Origin of the sequence: Anabaena catenula FACHB-362 (genome assembly GCF_014698735.1) — a bacterium.
Lineage (GTDB): Bacteria > Cyanobacteriota > Cyanobacteriia > Cyanobacteriales > Nostocaceae > Anabaena > Anabaena variabilis_A.
Map to the genome: position 1 here is coordinate 1 of NZ_JACJTQ010000010.1, position 21,885 is coordinate 21,885.

The 21,885-nt window shown below is 38.4% G+C and carries 18 protein-coding genes and 1 pseudogene; 9 read left to right on the forward strand and 10 right to left on the reverse strand.

The features are described 5' to 3' along the window. Positions 1-505 precede the first annotated feature (505 nt). Together H6G68_RS08900 and H6G68_RS08905 are read right to left on the reverse strand one after the other, a co-directional pair. Positions 506-850, reverse strand: a complete 345-nt coding sequence (locus H6G68_RS08900; RefSeq protein ID WP_127052217.1) for a carbon dioxide-concentrating mechanism protein CcmK — start codon at positions 848-850, stop codon at positions 506-508. A gap of 87 nt (positions 851-937) precedes the next feature. Next, complete coding sequence (locus tag H6G68_RS08905) at positions 938-1,249, reverse strand: carbon dioxide-concentrating mechanism protein CcmK (protein ID WP_190906308.1); 312 nt, start codon at positions 1,247-1,249, stop codon at positions 938-940. A 125-nt stretch (positions 1,250-1,374) separates the two neighbouring features. Between H6G68_RS08905 and H6G68_RS08910 the strand changes: the two genes are divergently transcribed. Beyond that, on the forward strand, positions 1,375-2,262 hold the full coding sequence (locus H6G68_RS08910) for an alpha/beta fold hydrolase (RefSeq protein WP_190906309.1): 888 nt from the start codon (positions 1,375-1,377) through the stop codon (positions 2,260-2,262). 3 nt (positions 2,263-2,265) lie between these two features. Here H6G68_RS08910 and H6G68_RS08915 read toward each other — a convergent pair whose 3' ends face one another. Continuing rightward, positions 2,266-2,835, reverse strand: a complete 570-nt coding sequence (locus tag H6G68_RS08915; RefSeq protein WP_190906310.1) for a hypothetical protein — start codon at positions 2,833-2,835, stop codon at positions 2,266-2,268. Then, positions 2,835-3,467 carry a nucleotide-binding protein gene (locus tag H6G68_RS08920; RefSeq protein WP_190906311.1) on the reverse strand — a complete coding sequence of 211 codons (633 nt, stop codon included), beginning with the start codon at positions 3,465-3,467 and terminating at the stop codon, positions 2,835-2,837. Before H6G68_RS08920 ends, H6G68_RS08915 begins: the two co-directional genes overlap by 1 nt. A 168-nt stretch (positions 3,468-3,635) precedes the next feature. Here H6G68_RS08920 and H6G68_RS08925 point away from each other — a divergent pair, with 168 nt between their 5' ends. Then, positions 3,636-5,015, forward strand: coding sequence for a cytochrome P450 (locus tag H6G68_RS08925; RefSeq protein WP_190906312.1), 1,380 nt, complete (start codon positions 3,636-3,638; stop codon positions 5,013-5,015). A gap of 79 nt (positions 5,016-5,094) precedes the next feature. Here the strand turns inward: H6G68_RS08925 and ccmS are convergent, their stop codons facing one another. Together ccmS and H6G68_RS08935 are read right to left on the reverse strand one after the other, a co-directional pair. After that, entirely contained in the window at positions 5,095-5,523 is a 429-nt protein-coding gene (ccmS, locus tag H6G68_RS08930; RefSeq protein WP_190906313.1) for a beta-carboxysome assembly chaperone CcmS, read from the reverse strand. 30 nt (positions 5,524-5,553) lie between these two features. Beyond that, a pseudogene (locus H6G68_RS08935) lies at positions 5,554-7,384 on the reverse strand (ABC transporter ATP-binding protein). A 196-nt stretch (positions 7,385-7,580) separates the two neighbouring features. Between H6G68_RS08935 and H6G68_RS08940 the strand changes: the two are divergent. The 3 genes from H6G68_RS08940 to H6G68_RS08950 all read left to right on the forward strand — a co-directional run bounded on the left by H6G68_RS08940 (position 7,581) and on the right by H6G68_RS08950 (position 10,928). Beyond that, complete coding sequence (locus tag H6G68_RS08940; RefSeq protein WP_190906314.1) at positions 7,581-8,429, forward strand: prohibitin family protein; 849 nt, start codon at positions 7,581-7,583, stop codon at positions 8,427-8,429. A gap of 74 nt (positions 8,430-8,503) precedes the next feature. Further along, positions 8,504-8,920 (forward strand): DUF1824 family protein, encoded by a 417-nt coding sequence (locus H6G68_RS08945; RefSeq protein WP_190906315.1) that lies wholly within the window; start codon positions 8,504-8,506, stop codon positions 8,918-8,920. An 82-nt stretch (positions 8,921-9,002) separates the two neighbouring features. Continuing rightward, entirely contained in the window at positions 9,003-10,928 is a 1,926-nt protein-coding gene (locus H6G68_RS08950; RefSeq protein WP_190906316.1) for an ABC-F family ATP-binding cassette domain-containing protein, read from the forward strand. A gap of 62 nt (positions 10,929-10,990) precedes the next feature. On the opposite strand, the gene H6G68_RS08955 is transcribed toward H6G68_RS08950, so the two are convergent. The 3 genes from H6G68_RS08955 to H6G68_RS08965 form a co-directional block, all read right to left on the reverse strand. Continuing rightward, positions 10,991-14,911: a two-partner secretion domain-containing protein gene (locus H6G68_RS08955; protein ID WP_190906317.1), complete on the reverse strand. Its 3,921-nt coding sequence runs from the start codon at positions 14,909-14,911 to the stop codon at positions 10,991-10,993. Positions 14,912-15,455: 544 nt separating this feature from the next. After that, positions 15,456-15,830: a hypothetical protein gene (locus H6G68_RS08960; RefSeq protein ID WP_190906318.1), complete on the reverse strand. Its 375-nt coding sequence runs from the start codon at positions 15,828-15,830 to the stop codon at positions 15,456-15,458. A 337-nt stretch (positions 15,831-16,167) separates the two neighbouring features. After that, positions 16,168-16,527, reverse strand: a complete 360-nt coding sequence (locus H6G68_RS08965; RefSeq protein ID WP_190906319.1) for a hypothetical protein — start codon at positions 16,525-16,527, stop codon at positions 16,168-16,170. A 473-nt stretch (positions 16,528-17,000) separates the two neighbouring features. On the opposite strand from H6G68_RS08965, the gene H6G68_RS08970 reads away from it, so the two are divergent. The 4 genes from H6G68_RS08970 (at position 17,001) to H6G68_RS08985 (ending at position 20,867) form a co-directional block, all read left to right on the forward strand. After that, entirely contained in the window at positions 17,001-18,134 is a 1,134-nt protein-coding gene (locus H6G68_RS08970) for a substrate-binding domain-containing protein (RefSeq protein ID WP_190906320.1), read from the forward strand. A 392-nt stretch (positions 18,135-18,526) separates the two neighbouring features. Further along, complete coding sequence (nifH, locus tag H6G68_RS08975; protein WP_190906321.1) at positions 18,527-19,507, forward strand: nitrogenase iron protein; 981 nt, start codon at positions 18,527-18,529, stop codon at positions 19,505-19,507. 256 nt (positions 19,508-19,763) lie between these two features. After that, positions 19,764-20,135: a hypothetical protein gene (locus H6G68_RS08980; RefSeq protein ID WP_190906322.1), complete on the forward strand. Its 372-nt coding sequence runs from the start codon at positions 19,764-19,766 to the stop codon at positions 20,133-20,135. 261 nt (positions 20,136-20,396) lie between these two features. Then, complete coding sequence (locus H6G68_RS08985) at positions 20,397-20,867, forward strand: phosphate-starvation-inducible PsiE family protein (protein ID WP_190906323.1); 471 nt, start codon at positions 20,397-20,399, stop codon at positions 20,865-20,867. An 80-nt stretch (positions 20,868-20,947) separates the two neighbouring features. Here the strand turns inward: H6G68_RS08985 and modA are convergent, their stop codons facing one another. Next, positions 20,948-21,742, reverse strand: coding sequence for a molybdate ABC transporter substrate-binding protein (gene modA / locus H6G68_RS08990; protein WP_190906405.1), 795 nt, complete (start codon positions 21,740-21,742; stop codon positions 20,948-20,950). Positions 21,743-21,885: the final 143 nt, after the last annotated feature.

Sequence of the window (21,885 nt, forward strand, 5' to 3'; positions counted from 1 at the left end):
TGTGCTGTGGATGGTTTACTTATTTCTCTAATTGTCCGATACCTATGACTAGATGACCCATATTTATAAATGCACTATTTTGTCATTCTGTCAATGCGTAAGTCCTAGAATATTACTATAAGTAGGACGTAAGTGTATTGTGATCGAGATCACTATATTTAAGTAATTCTTTCTGGTTGGAGTAGTAACAAAACTATACATTTGTTAAATTTGTCAACAAATTTAGAGTCCATAGTCAATATCTCATCTTGACTATGGACTCTGGATTTTTAAATTTCAGCAAATTAATAAGTTGTTGCTGAAGACTAGGTTGTAGGTTCGAGAATATATTTAGATTTTTTGGGCATATATTCCGGTTAATTAGGTAAAAAAGCTTTTTGAACTACAAAATTAACTTTAAACACTCTAAATAACTATTAAATGCATTTACCAATTCCCTTTTCCCTACACCGGACACGCCATAATTGGCTTCAACAAATAACTTTGTGATTCACCGAATTTATCTTTAGTTGGATGATCTAACGATAGGATTTTCTACCGATTCCCGATACTGTTGAACATCTGCGGTGTAAGCGATGGGCAGAACAGCTTCAACGTTCTCATGGGGACGAGCAATAATTACCCAAGACTCTAGAGTACCGCCATAAACGTTCTCTGCGGCTTCCACGCCAGCAGCCATAGCCGCTTTAACTTCAGAAACATCACCCCGGATATTGACTGTAAAACGGGCGCTACCAACTCTGATATAACCAACAAGGGTTACTCTTCCAGCTTTTACCATTGCATCTGCGGCTGCGAGTACTGCGGGAAAACCCTTGGTTTCAAGTGCGCCGACTGCCTGTAGTGACATTATTGTTCTCCTGTATGAATAAAAGTTATGTGAGGGCTACAAATTATTTTTAAGAAGTTATGCTGCCAACTTTGATAGCGAACTTACTTAGAACAGACGAAAAGGTTCGGATTTTGAGGTGAAGTGGATGGGTAGAATTGTTTCCACATTTTCCGGGGGATTGGGAACAATGTAATGGGTAATGACTTGCCCACCATAAACTTCTTCTCCTGCGGCAATTCCGGCTTCAACTGCTGTTCTGACTTCTGCAACGTGTCCCCTGACGGCCACTAATAAGCGACCGCTTTCCGCTATACCATAATATACGATTGTGACAGCGGCAGATTTTACCATTGCATCGGCTGATGCGAGTACTGCTGGAAAACCTAAAGTTTCAATTACGCCAACCGCCATTGGCATGGCTTCACTCTCCTAAGTCAGGGATAAGCAATATTTATTGTACGAGGCAATGGTGACAGGTTTAACATTTAGGAAAATTTTCTTTTTTGATTCTCAGTGGTCAGTTGTCAGGTAAACTGATGTTTATGTTTCCAAGTTTTTTACCTGCCGCAGTTGGGCAACTGAGTGAACCAACATCTATTGCTTTGGCTCAAAATATCCAAAGTCAAGGTATCCTTACTTTTCTAAGCAAAGAACCAATCACCACCACCTATGTAAATAAAGGTAGTGGCGGTACACCGATTTTATTAATTCACGGTTTCGACAGTTCTATTCTGGAATTTCGGCGGCTTTTACCCTTGTTAGCCCAAGAGAATGAAACTTGGGCGGTGGATTTATTGGGGTTTGGCTTTACAGATAGAGTTCCAGGGCTTGATTACAGCCCGATGGCTATTAAAACTCATCTATATTATTTTTGGAAAACCCTGATTAACCAACCTGTCATTTTGGTTGGTGCTTCTATGGGTGGTGCAGCCGCAATTGATTTTACCCTGACTTACCCGGAAGTAGTGCAAAAACTTGTGTTAATCGACAGTGCGGGGTTGAAGGGTGGTTCAGCTTTAAGTAAATTGATGTTTGCGCCGTTATATTCTTTAGCGACTGAGTTTTTGCGAAATCCGAAAGTGCGCGATCGCATTTGTCGTAGTGCTTACAAGAACCCTAATCTTATCTCCCTAGATGCTTTACGCTGTGGGGATTTACACTTAAAAATGCCTAATTGGAATCAGGCGTTGATTGCTTTTACTAAAAGTGGTGGTTACAGTGCTTTTAAATTTCAGCAACTCTCGCAAATTGATCAACCAACGCTAGTTTTATGGGGTGATAGTGATAAAATTTTGGGGACTGGGGATGCTCAGAAATTTAAAAAGGCAATTCCCCAAAGTCAACTGATTTGGATTCAAGATTGTGGTCATATTCCACACTTGGAAAAACCCGAAATCACTGCCCAACATATTTTAGAATTTCGAGGTTAGATTTTAATCGTACAACCAAGTATTGTCAGCAAAATTATCATTTGATTGGTTGGGCTTTTCTTGGAGTCTTTCAGGAGATCTGTGTGATTTTTTAGGGTTAATGGATAAAGATCTGGAAGTTTCTTTGACAGGTTCCCTGAAGGTTTCTTTGACAACTTCTTGGACAGGTTCGTTAACTTTCTTTAATTCATTAATTTCTGTTATTAACTTAGAATTGGATTCTGCTAATTGTAGGGCTGTTTTTTTAGTTTCATAAAGTTCAGTTGTTAACTTTTCTCCCAAAGCTTTCTGTACAGATAAATCTGTTTTCAGTTCACTAATTTGCTCCTTGAGATAAACTTCTTTTTTCTGGGCTTTTTCCAAGTTGGCAGTTAATTCTTTAATCATGACTTCTAAATCTGCTTTAGTAGGAATGGTGCGCTTGGTAGAAGTTGGTGTTGACTCTTCTTGCACGGGTAAAGAATTGTCTTCAATAACTTCTTGTGCAGTGACTTCAATTGCAGAGTCTCCAACTTGGGGTGTAAATTTTTGTGCTTCTTCTTGTAGTAAATCAGAAAGATTTTTCTTAGCCATTATTTTCTCCAATCATGTATTAATTCATCAGCCACACGACGGTAATCAGATTCTGCTTCCCGTGCGTTTTTTCCTCGCCATTGAGTAATTGCTACACCCTCAAGGGTGGCTCTTTCATGAGCTTTATAGGTACGAATAAAAGTATTAAAAACTGGAATACCTAGTTGTAAAAGAGTTTTTTGTGCTTCTAGTGCTTCTCCTGAACTACGCGTATCGACTTTAGTTAACAGTACCCGATGGGGAGTACCCATAGGGATAACGGCTTGTCTAACTGTCTCAATCAGGACAGCTAAATCCATTGCTGCTGGGGGTGTGGGTAAAACCAGATAATCTGCAATCCCTACTACCGCCGCTAAAGCTTCAGAACGCAATGCTGGAGGCGTATCTACTATTACTAAATCGTAGCTTGTAATCTTTGGTAATTCACCTAAAAGTTGTGGATTTGTATCTTGAGCCAAATCAAATCCCATTCCCTGCTGATTGCGTCGAAACCACCAACTAGCAGAACCTTGAACATCTGCATCAATCAGAAGGACTTTTTTATCTTGGGCAAAGTTAGCAGCTAAGTTGACTGCGGTAGTCGTTTTACCGACTCCTCCTTTACCATTAAGGATAGCGATGATTTTTGGCACTGTTTACTTCCGAACCAACCTGATATCAATTTGGGTTTTTAGATTTGGGATTAAAATTACTAACTATTTCAAGTTGTTATTACACAAATGTACCGCTTTTTGGGGACTTACAATCTCAAAAAATTGCCCCTGTTAAAATTTAGAAGATGTGAATGCGAGCAAATAACTATGACAGTAACCAACAGCTTACCACAGCTAGTTAAAATGCCGCTTTGGCTCAGAAGAATGAAGTTTGTCATGCAGCCAGTGGAGTATGTGGAAAATTTTGCCAAAATCTATGGTGATAGCTTTACACTATCAGGTTCTGGGGATAGCTATTTGGTATACTTCAGCGAACCAGAAGCATTAGAGCAGATTTTTACTGCTGATCCTAGTCATTTTGAGGTGGGGAGATGGAATAGGGGTTTAAGATTTTTGTTGGGCGATCGCTCTTTGTTGTTAATGGATGGAGAACCCCACCAACGTCAACGGCAATTATTAGCTCCTCCCTTTCATGGTGAACGAATGCGGGCTTATGGTCAAGATATCCAGGAAATTACCCGACAAGTATGTGATAACTGGCAGATGGGTAAGCCTTTCAATATCCGAGAATCCATGCAAGAAATCACCTTGCGGGTAATATTACGGGTAATATTTGGCTTAGATGAAGGAGAGATGTTTGAAGAATTGAGGCGATCGCTCTGTTCCCTGTTAGACTTCATGACATCACCGATTATGTCCAGCGCCTTCTTTTTTCGGTTCATGCAAAAAGACCTTGGTGCTTGGAGTCCTTGGGGTTGGATTGTGCGCCAACAAAAACATATTGACGAACTAATTTATACTTTAATTCAGCAACGTCGAGCAGAACCAGATCAAAACCGTCAAGATATCCTCAGTTTAATGATGGCGGCTCGTGACCAAGAAGGTCAAGGAATGTCAGATCAAGAATTACACGATGAGTTAATGACTGTTTTAGTAGCGGGACATGAAACCACCGCTTCCGCGTTAACCTGGGCATTTTACTGGTTGGATAGATTACCACAAGTGCGAGAAAGATTACTACAGGAAATAAACTCTTTGGGAGTCAATCCAGAACTCAGCCAAATCGCTAAACTTCCCTATTTAACAGCAGTTTGTCAAGAAACACTGCGAATTTACCCTATTGTGATGGCAGGTTTCCTGCGAGTTGTCAAAACTCCGATTGAGATTATGGGTTATAAATTACCAGAAGGAACATTTATAATCCCCAATATTTACCTTGCACATCATCGAGAATCAGTTTATCCCCAACCCAAACAATTTAAACCAGAACGCTTTTTAGAAAGACAATTTTCACCTTATGAATACTTACCTTTTGGTGGGGGAAATCGTCGTTGCATTGGTTTAGCATTTGCTCAATATGAAATGAAAATAGTATTAGCAACTATTCTTTCACATTTTCAACTTTCGCTATTAAATAAGCATCCTGTTAATCCTGTACGTCGGGGTTTAACTTTAGCTGCACCTGGGGGAATGAAAATGATTGCAAATCATCAAATTAAGAATTCTCATACAGATGTAGCAGTTTAAAAATGTGGAGACGTTGGATATAACGTCTCTCCAATAAATCCTCAGCGTACCTCCGCGCTTACCTTAGCGTACCTCTGCGTTAAAAAACAATCTCCTTAATCATCCTCTCCTCCAACAATTCTAATAACCCATCCACATCCTTACCAACTTGTTCAAAACAAACTTGCGGTTTGGGTTCAGGTGCAAATTGAATTAATTTAACCTCCCCCTTACCAATACCAATCATGACAACTTCCGTTTCTGGTTTATTATTATCAATAATTCCTAGAAGTTCTTGTAACCGATTTTCAACTCGATCATTTAGTTTTTCTATCTCAGCTTGGGGACAATAAACAAAATGTGGCTTTGGTAATAAATCAATACCAATAGTACCTTGACTATCACCATGTTCTAACCTCAATCCCCAAAATAATGCAGCCAATTCTTGCTGATTTGCTTTGACAAATCTATCCAATTGTCGCCGCCATTTGTTATCTTCTGTTTCCGGTTGAGTACTACCAAACATCATAGGTAATTCGTAATTCGTAATTTAAGACTTTTATTTTAAACCTGACTGGACGCGCCAGAGACTTGTATAAATGCCATCTTTCTCTAACAGTTGTTCATGGGTTCCTGACTCTACTAATTGTCCGTGTTCCATGACATAAATGCAATCAGCATTGCGGATAGTAGAAAGACGATGAGCGATTACCTACGGTACACTACGTGAACGCAATTGTCGTCCGATTGACGGTAATCCGTTCTAGAGAACGCTGGATAGCGGCTTCTGTCTCATTATCCACTGCTGAGGTCGCTTCGTCTAAGATTAAAATTGGTGGATCTTTTAACACTGCGCGTGCTATGGCAATCCGTTGTCTTTGTCCACCAGATAACTTTTGCCCTCTCTCCCCCACAATTGTCTCATAACCTTGGGGCAAACGCATAATAAAATCATCTGCTTCTGCCACTTTCGCTGCCATCATGATATCTTCATTGTTGGCATTAAAAGTCCCATAAGCAATATTTTCAGCTACCGTACCATGAAATAAAAACACATCCTGACTTACCAAACCAATACAACGACGTAAATCACGTAAATTTAAACTTTGTAAATTAATGCCATCTACAGTTATTTTGCCGTTTTGAACTTCATACAACCGTAATAAAAGTTTAACTAAAGTGCTTTTTCCTGAACCCGTAGAACCAACAATGGCAATTGTATTTCCAGCAGGTATTTCCAAAGAGAGGCTTTTAATTACTGGGGATCTATCTTTATAAGCAAAAGTCACATTTTGAAATTCCACCGCACCGCTTACCAAATCTATCGGTAAATTGATATTTCCTGTATGAATTTCAATGGGAGTATCTAACAAATTCATTACCCGATTAGTAGAAGCCATTACTCTTTGGTATAAATCAAAGGTATCTCCTAATCTAGTCAAAGGCCAAAGTAAACGCAGAACTAAAAATACTAATGAACTGTAAGCACCTACAGCTAATCTTCCCTCTACTGCTTCCATTCCCCCGAATACTAACAACACCGTGAAAGCTGTTAAAATGAAGATCCGAATTAAAGGAATAAAAGCCGCAGACAGAGAAATTGCCTTAGAGTTACTTTGGCGATAAGCATCACTTTCAAATTCTAAGCGTTTGGCTTCATAATCTTCAGCCGTAAAACTTTTAATAGTAGTAATCCCGCTGAGATTATGTGATAACCTACCATTCAGCAAACCAACTTTTTCCCGTACTTCAGCGTAGCGAGGTGCTAGTAATTTCTGAAAAGCTACCGAACCACCCAAAATAAAAGGCATAGGCAACATTGCCATCCATGCCACACTAGAAGCTAAAATAAAAAATGCACTGCTAATGATGACAATAGTTGTAACTACTTGAATAATATCGTTTGCACCCACATCTAAAAAACGCTCTAGTTGGTTAACATCATCACTGAGGATGGACATTAAACCGCCAGTACTACGTTCTTCAAAATAAGCTAATTCCAATTCTTGTAGGTGTTTATATGCATCGAGTCGCAAATTATGTTGAATATTTTGCCCCAAATTTCGCCACAACAATTTGTAGAGATACTCAAAAAATGATTCTAATATCCAAGTAATGGCAGTCAGGATAGACAAAATCAAAAATTGCCCAGAAATATATTTGACACCCAACTGAGCAATAAAAGAATCCTGCTGCTTAACGACCACATCCACCGCAATACCGATTAATGCTGGTGGTGCTAAGTCAAAAATTTTATTCAGGATAGAAGCAGCAATTGCCAGCCAAATCTGCCGATGATACCTATCTCCATAGTCAAACAGGCGTTGGAGTGGATGTACAGAATGTCTACGCCTTCTTGATTCCGAGTTAGATTTAAATCCTATACCCACAGCCGTTTACAAATGCTTGTAGCTAAATATTACCACACAATCAATTTTATCAGTCTTGAGTACTCAGTTAAGTACAATAACTTTAGAGTGTGTCCTATAAAAACTCAGTTCAACGCCGCAGACTGTGCAGGTATTTGAGCTAAATGTGTTACTTTACTCAAAAATCAGCACTCAATACTAACTAGGAGATAGAAATTTGAACACTAAACAACTAGGGAATTGGCAAACTACCGTTTTCGGAATTGTATTAGCAACATTAGTACTTTTCGGACTTAATTCTTTTGTGATTATTAACCCAGGACAAGCGGGAGTAATCAGCATTTTGGGTAAAGCTACAGATGGGGCATTGTTAGAAGGTATTCATATAAAACCACCATTTATTTCCGTGATAGATGTGTATGATTTGACGGTACAAAAATTTGAAGTTCCAGCGGAAAGTTCTACCAAAGACCTACAAAATTTATCAGCAAGATTTGCTATTAACTTTCGGCTTGATCCTAGCCAAGTAGTTCAGGTGAGAAGGAAACAAGGTACTTTAGAAAATATCGTCTCCAAAATTATTGCCCCCCAAACACAAGAGGCATTTAAAATCGCAGCAGCTAGAAGAACAGTAGAAGAAGCAATTACCAAAAGAAGTGAACTAAAAGAAGATTTTGATACTGCCTTAGGCAATCGCTTAGAAAAATATGGAATAATTGTCTTAGATACAAGTGTAGTAGATTTGGCTTTCTCCCCAGAATTTGCCAGAGCAGTTGAAGAAAAACAAATTGCGGAACAGCGAGCGCAAAGAGCCGTCTATATAGCACGAGAAGCTGAACAAGAAGCCCAGGCTGATATTAATCGCGCCAAAGGTAGAGCCGAAGCCCAAAGACTCTTAGCCGAAACTCTCAAAGCCCAAGGAGGACAATTGGTTTTGCAAAAAGAAGCAATTGAAGCTTGGAAAAGTGGGGGCGCACAAATGCCAAATGTACTAGTTATGGGTGAAGGTTCCCAAGGTAGCATTCCATTCATTTTCAACTTAGGAAAGTTATCAAATCAATCTTGATTTCAGTCAGAAATACTAGTAAGGTGGGCAAATCCCATCTTCACAACCACAGCAACACTTCTGAGACGAAATATATGCCTAATCCTAAAAATCATAACCTCACCGTGGAAGAAGCCAAAAAAATCCTCAACAAGTTTAACTGTTTAGATATTGCGCCTGTTCTTAAACCCTCCGAAAAAGTTTTAACTCGTCAGGCATTAATTTTCATGGCCAGCCTTTCAGATTACCAAATTTTAGGAATTTGTGCTGATACAGCAGAGGAAGGAATTTTGGCTATGAAAACCTATTCTCATGCTTTTCACTATGAAGCGCCCAGCAATTTACAAACACCTGATGGACCAGTTTATATCAAATTGAATGGTAAAAATGGACTGTGTTATCTCGATTCTTATTTTGGGCATCATCGGGGAGTATTAGTTTCTTGTCAATCTTATGAAGAAGCAGGAATCAACGAAATGTATGGACATTTACCCCTTGATTTATTTGTATAGCATTGATCACAAATCTACTGCTTCATATAGTGGGCAATGCCCACAAAATAACTAACAACTAATTACTAAAAACTCAAATTTTATGAGCATTATTACATTACAGTCAGTTCAGAAAGATTTTGGAATTAAAGAAATCTTAAAAGATGCCAGTTTTAGCCTTGATATCACCGATAAAGTGGGATTAATTGGTACTAACGGTTCTGGTAAATCAACATTATTAAAAATGATCGCTGGGCTAGAATCAATTGATAGCGGTCAAATTTTAGTTAACTCTGGTTCTAAAATTATCTACTTACCCCAACAACCAGATGTAGATGAAAACCGCACAGTTTTAGAGCAAATATTTGCTGACAGTGGTGAACATATGGCTTTGGTACGGGAGTATGAAGAACTTTCCGATAAATTAGCTCATTATCCCGAAGATAGTCTACTCATGTCTCGTCTTTCTGCGGTAATGCAAAAAATGGACGAAACTGGTGCATGGGAACTGGAAACCAATGCCAAAATCATTCTCACTAAATTAGGAATTGCTGACTTTGATGTCAAGGTTGGTACTTTATCTGGAGGCTATCGCAAGCGGATTGCACTAGCAACAGCATTATTAGCAGAACCAGATGTATTGCTGATGGATGAACCAACAAACCATCTTGATGCACTGTCGGTAGAATGGTTACAAACTTATTTAAGTCGCTATCGTGGTGCGCTTTTCTTAATTACCCACGACCGTTATTTTCTAGATAGAGTTACTAATAGAATCATCGAAATTGATAGAGGTGATATTTACACTTATACAGGTAACTATTCCTATTATCTCGAAAAGAAAGCTTTAGCTGAAGAATCTGCTCTTAGTAGTCAACGGAAACATCAAGGTGTATTACGGCGCGAATTAGAATGGCTCAAACGCGGGCCAAAAGCGAGAAGTACAAAACAAAAAGCCAGAATTGATCGCGCTCATGCATTGCGTGATACCGAGTTTAAACAAGCTCAGGGTAAGGTCGATATTTCTACAGTTAGTCGTCGTATTGGTAAAAAAGTTATTGAACTCAATAACATTAGTAAAGCTTACGATGACCGAATTTTGATTAAGAATTTTACCTACGAATTTAGCCCCGAAGACCGTATTGGGATTATTGGTGCTAATGGTGCGGGTAAATCTACTTTAATGAATATTATCACCGGACAGATTCAGCCTGATTCTGGAACTGTGGAAATTGGTAGTACAATTCACATTGGTTATTTTGACCAACATTCTGAAGAATTACTCACAGAGATAAACGAAAATCAACGGGTAATTGATTACATCAAAGAAGAAGGCGAATTTATTCAAATAGCTGACGGTACGAAAATTACTGCTTCCCAAATGTTAGAGCGGTTTTTGTTTCCTGGAAGTCAGCAATATGCGCCAATAAATAAACTTTCTGGGGGGGAAAAACGGCGGTTATTTCTGTTACGCTTACTGATTAGTGCGCCTAATGTCTTGATTTTAGATGAACCAACTAATGATTTAGATGTGCAAACATTAGCTGTATTAGAAGAATATTTAGAAGATTTTTCTGGATGTGTAATTGTTGTTTCCCATGATCGTTACTTTTTAGACCGCACGATAGACACTGTATTTTCTCTGGAAGACGGTGGAAATTTAAAGCAATATCCCGGTAACTATTCAGTTTATTTAGATTATAAAAAAGCTGAAGAAGCAGCACAACAAGAAATAGCTAATACTACAGAAAAGCCCAAAAATACTACTGAACAAACACCTATATCTCCAGAACCAGAAACTAAAAAGCGCCGAAGATTATCTAATTGGGAAATAAAAGAATTTGAACAGTTAGAAGGTAAAATTTCTAAATTGGAAGATGAAAAAGCAGCCGCAGAAAAAGCACTAGTAACTGTTTCTCCTGGCAATTATACCCAAGTCCAAAAGCTTTATGAACAGGTGGAAACACTCAAAAAAGCGATTGATGTAGCGACAGAACGCTGGTTAGAATTAGCGGAGATGGATGCTTAACAATCCAAAATTCAACATTCTTTGCGTAAGGGTTAAGTAGTAAATAGAGTTTTCAGCAATTCCTAAATATGACAATTAGGATGAGTTATACTTGAACTTTGCGGCGTAACTTTTGGAACATCTGCTGTCAGAATAACTCGACCATCAGTAGAAATTATCCATCCTTGTGCTTGCTGAATTACTCGATTGTTAATATTTTTTTCCTTCTTATTTACTTCTCTTTGTCTCATCACCACAGGTGTTGTTTCCTGCTTACCTGAACGAGTAACCCATTCTACTATTCCTGGTGAATTGCTAATGTATTCATCAGAATCAGCAGGTAAACCACCCTTTCCCGTAATTGTAAAAGAACTGTTTTTAGCAAGTTGTTCTTTGGAACAAATATCTTTACCTAATAATGATTCTGCATCGACTAAATTACCAGGTAATTCTGTTAAACCAGAAGTGGGATCTACATCGGGCGTATTGATCTGCACATTTCCAGCTAATCCAAATTCAGAAGATGCCGTAATATCACTTCTTATGGTTATTTGTGGTTGATCTTTTAATCCAAAAATGGCATTAGTCGTAATGTTAATTTCTCCGCCATTTCCTTCATAAGCATTAGCAGTAATATCGCTATTTTCTTGGGGAAATGCTACAATAAAAGGTGTATTAATATTGATATTTCCTCCATCTCCTCCAGCACCATCTGTACCAGCAGTTGCTGTGATGCGGCTGTTATTTCGCATTAATAATAAATCTTGAATATTGAGATTTATTTCTCCCCCTTGGTTACTGGCAGTTTCGGCACTGATAAAGGCTTTATTATCCAAACTTAGTAACCCAGCCTTTACAGATATATTCCCACCTTTACCGCTTCCTTGACTATTTACTGCTATCCTTGCACCGTTTTTAATGATTAAGGTTTGGGAGTCGATTTCAATACTCCCACTATCATCAGTTGAACCTGTTTCTGTATTGGCAAATAGTCCAGTTTCGCTACCATCTAAGGTGATATTGTCTTTTACTTTAAGGTTAATATTTCCAGCTTTAGCATTACCAGAAGTAGCAGTAAGAAGTTGTCCTCCAGTATTCGCAGTCAAGTTATTAGTATTGATATTGATATTACCGCCTTGACCACTACCAGATGTAGAAGCTGATATTTGCACACCATCGGTAATCTTTAAATTTTGGGAGGTAATTTGAATATTGCCAGCATCACCGCTACCTCTACTTTCAACTGCTAATTTTCCTTTTCCTGTAATGTTAATATTTTCCGGTGCTGTGATGATTAAGTCACCACCGTTACCACTAGCAATCGTAGAAGCGGAAATAGTGGAATTAGGGAAGAGGGTAATATCTAAATCGGGTTGGTTGTTATAAGGATTAAGTTTTAACGTGCCTGCGGGTGCTTGTCCTTGGGTTTCGGCAAAAACGCCAACAATGCCCGCTAGGTTGATTTTAGAGGCATTTAAGGTGATGCTACCACCGCCTTGGGTGTTTGTCGCAGTGGCAGTTGCAGTGGCGGTAATGCGGGCGGTATCGGATACGGTGAGGTGAGGAGTATTGATGATGATATCGCCGGCTTTTCCTGCACCACTGGTTTCAACGGAGAGAATAGGGGAAAAGTCTTGGACACCGATACCCAGGTTAACTCTATTGGGTGCATTGACAGCGATCGCACCCCCATCACCGTTGCCTGTAGTTGTGGCGAAGATTTTCCCGCCATTGGCTACTGTTAAGGTGGCTGTATTAAAGGTGATGTCTCCGGCTTTTCCGTCTCCTGTGGTGGAAGCTGAGATTTCGGAAGCATTTGTCAGGGTTAAGTTGTTGGCATTAATTTGAATATTGCCAGCATTTCCTGCACTGCTGGTATTACTGGCAATCTTACTATTATTGAAGGTGACAGTACCAGGACTGGTGATAGTTACGTTTCCTGCGGAATCACTGCCGTTAGTGTCGCTATCTATGCGACTATCTTTGAAAGTGAGATTACCTGTACTGGTAATATTTACATTTCCTGATTGACCAACTCCATCAACGTTCAGGATAATTTCTCCAAAAATTGGAATGTGAATGGTCACCTGTTTACTGGTGATGATGCCAGTATTTGTCACTGATAAATCGCCAAAACCTTTAACTTGAACATCTCCAGATTTTGAGGAAGAGGACAGAGTTAAAATTTCTAAATTTGTAATGTGATTTTTAGCTGCTAATGTAACGTTACCACCCTGTGCAGAATTTCCGTTTTTGGAAACAGAAAAGGAAGAAAAAACAGGGACTTCCTGGCTATCTTCATTATCTCTGATTCTGCCAATATTTCCACCAGCAGACAGAGTAATACCCCCGCCATTTCCTGCGATGCCTAATCCTGAATATGAGAAGGAGTATAGGTTTTGTGTAGAGATATTACCCTCATTGGTGGTGAGAGTAATGCCTCCACCATTTCCTGCGATTTTAAAACGTGACAATGAGGAGGAGTTGAGGTCTTGTGTAGTGATGCCACCAGTGGCAGACAGAGTAATATTACCACCATTTCCTGCGATGCCTAAACTTGAAAATGAGGAGGAGTTTAAGTCTTGTGCGGTGATATCACCTTGTGCAGTGAAAGTAATATTACCACCAGTTCTTGCTGTGCCTGAACCTGACCATGAGTAGGAGTCAAGGGATTGTGTAGAGATATCACCTTGTGCAGTGAAAGTAATATTACCACCATTTCCTGCTGTGCCTAAACCTGACAATGAGAAGGAGTTTAGGTTTTGTGTTGTGATATCACCCTTTGCAGTGAAAGTGATATTGCCGCCATCTCCTGAAAATGAGAAGGAGTTTAGGTTTTGTGTTGTGATATCACCCTTTGCAGTGAGAGTAATATTGCCGCCATCTCCTTCTGTGCTTGGAGATAAAGATAAGGAGGAGTATAGGTTTTGTGTTGTGATATCACCCTGTGCAGTCAGAGTTATATTTCCTCCACCGAATTTGGCTCTAGTATCAATATCACCAACAGTTAAATTAACACCTTTAATCTCAACACTCCGTCCAGGAGTTTTAATAGTATCAGCAATATCCATCTGAAAATTACCGATACCATTCCCATCAGCATCAGCAATAAATTTGATTATACCGCTACCATTAGCTAGTTCTAAACTATTACTATTTAAAGGATTAATTGTAATATCATTTATTGCCTGAAATATCAAATTTGTATTTCCAGATAATCCTGCTAATGTAGTTTTATCAATTGTTGCATGATTGTTTTCTGCAATAGTAAAATTTTTAGTCTTAAGTAATAATGTACTTGTATCTATATTTCCCCTGACTTTCAGATTTTCTGCACCCGTTAATTGAATTGTTCCTGCTGCTGTTAATGTGCCTGTGTTGGTGACATTTGCACCAAATAAAGTCAATTTCTTCCCATTAGCAACAGTTAAATTACCTTGATTATTAATAGTGGCTTGTTGATTTCTTAACGCATTCATAAATAATGCACCTGGTTGGACTGTCAATAAATTACTTGTGGCTGGTGCTGTGGCGCTAAATAATCCATTTTCTCCTAATTTAATGCTATCAGCAGTTGTGGCAGTAAAAGAACCACGAATATCTAAACTGGCATGATTTCCAAAAACTATCCCATTGGGATTAATTAAAAATAAATTTGCTGTTCCCTCTACTCCCAACTTCCCGAAAATATTAGACGCATTACCACCAGTGACACGAGTTAATATATTTTTAATATTTACAGGATTGGCAAAATACACACTTCTATTTTCACCAACATTGAATTTTTCAAAGCTGTGAAATAAATTTGTACCTCTAGCAGCCCCACCATTAATCAGGTCTTTGAATTCGTTAATTTTGTTAACTACTGAATTTTCTGAACCTAATGTATTATCTGGTTTTAGTTGTGCTAATACTCTTGAATTTGTAGAGGTGAATATTCCTGCTATTATCAATAAAGTTGTTGTTACTAATTGCTCAAATTTTTGCTGTTTTTGATGTTTCATTTTATCAACTCGTTTGTACCTGTTTATAAACTGATTTTTGGATCTAAGTTAAGTAGGCGAAAAGAAATCAAACTATATTAAGTAAGGTAATTATTTTTAAATTGTTTTGTAGTGAAAACTTGAGACTTTAAAGTCTGGACGAAGCCCTGACTACAAACCTTTAATTATTTACGCTACTCTACTTGAAAATATTTCTCTTAGCCGCTAAAGCTGTATTCAGAAACCCAAAATATCAATTACCATAAATTTTGGTTTATTCAAACACAAACAGAATTATAACATCACTGACAGCAGATTTACAGGTTATCTCATGATTACCTGTGGTTTCCAGCACATCCATGAATTCATAAAACCGTGATCAAGTTTTTTGTCAATGTATAAGTTCTGGTAACTTAAGGCGGAATTATTCATGACTTACAGCAATTTTCAGGTAAATGAACCACACAACATTCTGTAAATACGTGGTCTAAATACATGAAAACTGCCGTAAACAAGTACATAGAGAGAATACTATTGTGAATCTGAGTATTTAGTTAATCTCTTTTCATGTACTAGGCAAGTCATCTTCTGATAATGTCTCATCTATGATCATTATCCAAGGTATACCGTTATTAACTGGTGAACTAATACTAATTTTGGCTTGATTAGCAAACCGTTTTAACGTTTCGACTAAGTAAGGAACGGTAGTCATGATATTCTGGTAACTTTCAATATTATGACAAACCATGATTAACATCAAAATACCGCTATTGACTTTGAAATACCAATGGCAACCAGATAATAAAATACGTACCACACTATTACAAGCTAGGAAAAATCGCTTTTTAGTTACTTCTTCCAGTTGACTGAGCAATAATTCACTGATTTGTGTGGTTTTATAAGAAGGCAAATCATCTGGAGATAGATATGGTTTAGTCATAGGATTTAGTCCTTTTTCAAAAGAACAATAGACTGACGTAATCTAAATAATTCAGCATATAGCGGTTCTTTTGTTGAATGAGATGAGATAGAAGAACCCCACCCCCAACCCCCTCCCCGCAAGCGAGGAGGGGACTATGATGTAACTCATTCAAGTGCATACCTCTATAATCAATTAGTGAGTTACGTCAGATGTTAAGATATTCCAAAGTAACAACCGTTCACTCCTATACGAATGTTTATATAATTCGTATGTCCTTTCCATCAATTTTCCACATATTTTCTTTAGCAATTAAGATACAAAACTATATTAAGTTTTGTGGTTATTGCCAATAGATTTAAGAACTATGTTCTTGTGCTTCTGTGGTAATCCAAATAAGTTCTAACCACAAATGAGGATAATCTGTTTTCAGCCTTGATAAGGGATCACGCAGTAGTTTGGTAGCATTTAAACAAACAACTTCGGCTAGTCCTAAATATTTGGCGACTTCTCTGAGTAAATTTTTTTCAACTACTAGAGATGCAAAAATTTCATGAGGACAGTAAATCCCAATATACTGCACCGGGGAAACACAAGAACGCATAAAGCAAGGAGTTATTACTTTCACATAACAATGCTGTAGTAATTCCCATACTCGCGGGTGCATTTCTTCGATAATGGTGTTGAAGTTAGCCGCTAATTTTTCTTCAGTAATCATAATTCTCTCCATTACTGGTGCATAATAGTGCAACCAGGATAAAGAACTTTTGCAGTTCCGCTAACCATTAATTGTTGAAAATCTTTTCACTTGCACCTGAAAACTCTTCATTGTTAACGGTGCGTTATAGAAATCATCAAAACCGAATTTTCTGGAGAAAACTGTATTTTTTACTACTATTTACCAAATTAATTGGTAGGCATATGAATTTTCAGCCTATTTAAAATCCTGAAAAGCTTTTATTTAAAAGAATTACAGCTATTACCAACTAATGAAAATTTACTTTTTTGCAAAATATTTTGCGATTCGCAAGCAAATTAGCAAAATGTTGTGATATTCTTTGTGTATGGGGAATCAAGAGAGCGAAAGCACAAAAATCATCCAAGTAAAAATGATATATATTAACCGTGCTTTTGCCTTGGCCGATTTTAGTTAAATCCGCTATGGCTTTGAGAAACCAAGAGATAAAGCCAATGAAGCAGGATAGTAGCCTCCGTAATAACTTGAAGTCAATCAGAACCCGTTTAGCCATGAGTCAACAAGACTTGGCAAACATAGCGGGTGTAACTCGTCAAACTATTAGTGGTGTAGAGTCGGGACAATATGCTCCCTCAGTTGAGATTACACTGCGTCTGGCTAAAGCATTGGGCTGTCAAGTTGAGCATCTATTCTGGCTAGAGCGAGATTTACCGGAAATTGAAGCCGTTCTTGCCAAACCTGTTGCCGATGTACAACAACTAAGAGTTAGTCTAGCGCGGGTAGGAGGTCAATGGATAGCTTATCCTTTGATCGGTAAAGATGCCTTTCGCCAAGATATGATTCCGGCTGATGGAGAGGCTCACAGAGAGAGTAACACAGATAAGCTACGTGTTCGACTTCTCGACGATAATATGGACTTTCTTTATAATACCGTCGTTATCGCTGGATGTTCCCCTGTGATTTCTCTGTGGGCTAGGGCTACCGAACGCTGGCATCCCCAACTGCGAGTACAATATAACTTCGCTAATAGTATGGCTGCATTGCACAGTCTATGCAGAGGTGAAGCTCACATTGCTGGAATGCACCTATATGATCCAAAAACGGGAGAGTATAATACTCCGTTTGTCCGGGATGCTTTGGCTGGAAGAGAAGCTGTTCTGATTACTCTGGGAGTTTGGGAAGAGGGACTGATGGTGCAATCGGGGAATCCCAAGGGAATCAGCACTTTAAGCGATTTATTAGCAATGGGAGCAACCATTGTTAACCGAGAAGTAGGTTCTGGTAGTCGGCTGCTTTTAGAACAAACTTTAGAAAAGGAACAAGTTCCATTCCATGAACTTCAAGGCTTTGATCGGATTATAACCAGTCACCAAGATGTTGCTCAAGCGATCGCTTCTGGATTTGCTGATGCAGGTATCAGTACGGCATCTGTAGCGGCAGCTTTTGGGTTAGGATTTATCCCCCTACGTCAATCAAGATACGACTTAGTAATTCTCAAAGAATATCTGGAAGAAACACCAGTACAGCAATTACTCAGTACCTTGGGACATCGGTTAGTTCACTCCCAATTAGAAATTCTCGGCGGCTATGATATCAGTAAAATTGGGGAAGTCGTCGCAACTGTTTAAATTTTCGGCGTTGCTGTGTGAAAGTATGATTTTGTCTCACGCTCCAGGCGCTCCAGGCACAGAGAGTAAGAGTCGGAGAGATGGAATATTTGAGATTCAGCATCGTTATGTAGCCATTTTCGTAGGGGTGGGTTAATCCACATCACATCAATACAATTTAACCTGCCTTTACTTTACTTATTAGTCATTAGTACAGATGAAAGACACTGACTAATAACCAACAAAAACTTACCAAAACTGTAAATATGTTCAGGATTTTTACCCTGTTTGCGGTGGAACGCGCACCTCCTGCGAAGTTCTGCAAGCGATAGCGAAGCGCTCCGAAGGAATCGCATCTGTAACCATACAGTGTGAACTTTTCATGATCACTAATTCACCAAATAGGAGATATTATGTCCGACCCAAAAATTAGACAAATAGCTTTTTACGGTAAAGGCGGTATCGGTAAATCTACCACCTCCCAAAATACTTTGGCTGCTATGGCTGAAGTTGGTCAACGCATCTTGATTGTCGGATGTGATCCCAAAGCAGACTCTACCCGTTTGATTCTCCACTGTAAAGCCCAAACAACCGTCCTACACTTAGCTGCGGAACGGGGTGCAGTGGAAGATTTGGAACTAGAAGAAGTCGTAATCACAGGCTTTCGGGGGATCAGATGCGTCGAATCTGGTGGTCCTGAACCTGGTGTAGGTTGTGCAGGTCGAGGTATCATTACCGCTATCAACTTCTTGGAAGAAAACGGTGCTTACCAAGATGTAGATTTCGTATCTTACGACGTATTAGGCGACGTTGTGTGTGGTGGTTTCGCCATGCCAATTCGGGAGGGGAAAGCCCAAGAAATCTACATTGTTACCTCTGGGGAAATGATGGCGATGTTTGCAGCTAATAACATTGCTCGCGGTGTTCTCAAATATGCTCATACTGGCGGTGTGCGCTTAGGTGGCTTGATTTGTAATAGTCGTAAAACTGACCGGGAAGACGAACTGATTAGCACACTTGCAGCCAGATTGAGTACCCAAATGATTCACTTTGTGCCTCGTGACAACATCGTGCAACACGCAGAATTGCGTCGGATGACTGTTAACGAGTACGCACCTGATAGCAACCAAGCTAATGAATACCGGACATTAGCCGACAAGATTATTAACAACACAAATCTTGCTGTTCCTACACCTATTGAAATGGACGAGTTAGAAGATTTGTTGATTGAATTTGGTATTCTCGAAAGTGAAGAAAATGCAGCCAAACTGATAAGTGCTGCTAATACTCAAGCAGATGCTACCAAAAAGCAAGAAGACGCTGAAGGAGAAGCACTAGAAGCACTGAAAAAAGGTGATGTAGAAATTATTTCTGGGAGCAAGAACAAGAAGTAAGGCGCTTGCTTTCATGCTTTTGTTAAGAGTGGACTTATTCCAGTCCACTTTCCCTACCATTATCTCCCTTCTGTACCTGATGCATAAATAACTCTATATACTTTAGTCTCTGGTTTCCTCTTTGTATTGGTTGGTTGTTAGGGGATGGAAAATTTCTCACTCGTTTCCCATTCCCTTTTATCTTCTGCATTTCGGTTAATAGTGTTATTTGTCTTCCCGTCAGTGAATTTATAGTGCAACATTAATTTCTTCAGCCATGAATAAACATTCTCTTTCTCCAGATGATTTACCACCTTCTCAGGTGACATATCTTGATGAGATGCTAATAAGAAATTTAGAGGAAGTTATTGGCAAACATTTTTATGTCAATTGTGGTCGCATTATTCAAGTTTTATTATCAAAATGTCAATGGTGTATCAAGACTAACTCCCGTGGTTTAATTTTAATTATTGTTTGCCCTGATAGAGAAATGTATTGGCATATTGTCAATGCTATTCCTGATGTTGCTAAGAAGTTAAAGCAATTTTCCCAAATGGCAATTATCCGTATATTTCCTCCTGTTGATAAAGGCGCGTCTTGGGAAATTGGAGTTAGTGAAATATCTGCTGACAGAAGATGGTTCAAATAATTTATTACTGAATATGAGATTGCGATTATAAGGAAGTGGTTTACCTCCGGTAAGGCCGCCTGCGCGAGTTCAATTTCGGGTTCAATTTCGGGTTCAATTTAAATTAATAGTTTTTAGTCTGCCTCCGCAGAGTTGGTTTGTATAGGCATGGTTTCTAACTTCCATTTATATTCTGCTCACACATAACATTTTTATTTATTAATTTTCTATTTATCCTTGATTATCATAGAAATATAGAAACCTAGATTTTCTGGAAATACCATGCCAAAGCGGATATTTATAGAAGTAAATAGTTGGTTCAAACGAGATAGAATTGTCCGTAATTTAGAACTTTTTCAGGATATTATTGTTATCTCCCTTTGCGTGAGTTTATTTTGTGTAATGCTCATCCGATTAGGAGATATGTTTTTATCATTTCTACATCCATTAGATTTACGGCAAGTAACATCTGATATTTTGTTCATTTTGATATTAGTAGAACTGTTTCGCTTGTTAGTTGATTATCTACAAGAGCGGAGTATATCTGTAGGTGCAGCGGTAGAAATTACCATTGTTTCAGCTTTACGAGAGGTAATTTTACGTGGTGTATTAGAAATTCCCCGCGACCAAATTTTTGGACTTTCTATATTTCTATTAGTTTTAGCAGCAATTTTTCTAGCTTTACCTTGGATGCCTCGTTTATTAGAACAGGTAAAAGTTACTAACCATGAAACAGTAGAACCAGAATCATAATTAATTATCTTGGGTATTGGGTAATAGGTCAGATAATTATTTAACCTATTCCCAATCTAGGCATTTAGAAAATCCTCTAATTAAGGGAGAATAAAACCGTATTTTTGAAATACAACTCTTGCTTCATTACCAGATAAAAATTGAGCAAATTCCTTAGCAGTATCAACATTTTTACTGCGTTTAACAACTGCTAATGGATAAATAATTGGCGAGTGGTATTTTTCATCGGCTGCAACTACAACTTTTACCTTATTGGAGATTTTGGCATCAGTCACATAAACTAAACCCGCATCAGCATTACCACTTTCTACAGATGCTAGAACTTGACGCACATTGTTAGCGTAAACTATTTTTGGTTTTACTGTTTTCCAAATATTTAACTTTTCTAATACTTGTTGTGCATATTGTCCTGCGGGTACGCTTCGAGGTTCACCAATAGCAATTTTTTTGATTTTTTCATCTTTAAGGTTGTAAAAACTAGAAACACTAACAACATTTTTAGGTACAACCAAAACTAGGCGGTTTTTAGCAATGATATTACGAGTACCGGCAAGCAAATATCCTTTTTGTTCTAAAGCATCTACTTGTCTTTTAGCCGCAGAGATAAAGATATCCACTGGCGCACCTTGCTCAATTTGCTGTTGCAATGCACCAGAAGATCCAAAGTTATAACTAATATTGACGTTTGGTTGAGTTTGTTGATAAAGAGGCTTAATTTCTTCGAGTACCTCTTTTAAACTAGCAGCAGCAGAAATTAGTAAGTTGGTATTTGATTGTGCTACGACAGGGGGAGAAATGACGGTTGGTAAGCCAATTGCAAGAAGCAGAGTAGCAAATGCCGTAGCAATTAAGGCTAGTATCTTTCTTCTTTTGATTGGAAAAGAGGGCTGAGAGTAATTTTTATTCATGGAATTGACACTCGGTATACTTTTACCAATACCAAGATTATCATAATATTTACCAGTTATATTGGTAAATATGTCCTCAAAAAAACGAGATATTGTATCGTAAGTTACTT

Excerpts from the sequence above, each read along its gene's own strand:
- H6G68_RS08925 (WP_190906312.1), top strand. The coding sequence starts at position 3,636 with ATGACAGTAACCAACAGCTTACCACAGCTAGTTAAAATGCCGCTTTGG.
- ccmS (WP_190906313.1), bottom strand. The coding sequence starts at position 5,523 with ATGATGTTTGGTAGTACTCAACCGGAAACAGAAGATAACAAATGGCGG.
- H6G68_RS08965 (WP_190906319.1), bottom strand. The coding sequence starts at position 16,527 with ATGATTACTGAAGAAAAATTAGCGGCTAACTTCAACACCATTATCGAA.
- H6G68_RS08905 (WP_190906308.1), bottom strand. The coding sequence starts at position 1,249 with ATGCCAATGGCGGTTGGCGTAATTGAAACTTTAGGTTTTCCAGCAGTA.
- H6G68_RS08900 (WP_127052217.1), bottom strand. The coding sequence starts at position 850 with ATGTCACTACAGGCAGTCGGCGCACTTGAAACCAAGGGTTTTCCCGCA.
- H6G68_RS08960 (WP_190906318.1), bottom strand. The coding sequence starts at position 15,830 with ATGACTAAACCATATCTATCTCCAGATGATTTGCCTTCTTATAAAACC.
- H6G68_RS08945 (WP_190906315.1), top strand. The coding sequence starts at position 8,504 with ATGCCTAATCCTAAAAATCATAACCTCACCGTGGAAGAAGCCAAAAAA.
- nifH (WP_190906321.1), top strand. The coding sequence starts at position 18,527 with ATGTCCGACCCAAAAATTAGACAAATAGCTTTTTACGGTAAAGGCGGT.
- H6G68_RS08985 (WP_190906323.1), top strand. The coding sequence starts at position 20,397 with ATGCCAAAGCGGATATTTATAGAAGTAAATAGTTGGTTCAAACGAGAT.
- H6G68_RS08970 (WP_190906320.1), top strand. The coding sequence starts at position 17,001 with ATGAAGCAGGATAGTAGCCTCCGTAATAACTTGAAGTCAATCAGAACC.
- H6G68_RS08950 (WP_190906316.1), top strand. The coding sequence starts at position 9,003 with ATGAGCATTATTACATTACAGTCAGTTCAGAAAGATTTTGGAATTAAA.
- H6G68_RS08915 (WP_190906310.1), bottom strand. The coding sequence starts at position 2,835 with ATGGCTAAGAAAAATCTTTCTGATTTACTACAAGAAGAAGCACAAAAA.
- H6G68_RS08980 (WP_190906322.1), top strand. The coding sequence starts at position 19,764 with ATGAATAAACATTCTCTTTCTCCAGATGATTTACCACCTTCTCAGGTG.
- H6G68_RS08955 (WP_190906317.1), bottom strand. The coding sequence starts at position 14,911 with ATGAAACATCAAAAACAGCAAAAATTTGAGCAATTAGTAACAACAACT.
- H6G68_RS08910 (WP_190906309.1), top strand. The coding sequence starts at position 1,375 with ATGTTTCCAAGTTTTTTACCTGCCGCAGTTGGGCAACTGAGTGAACCA.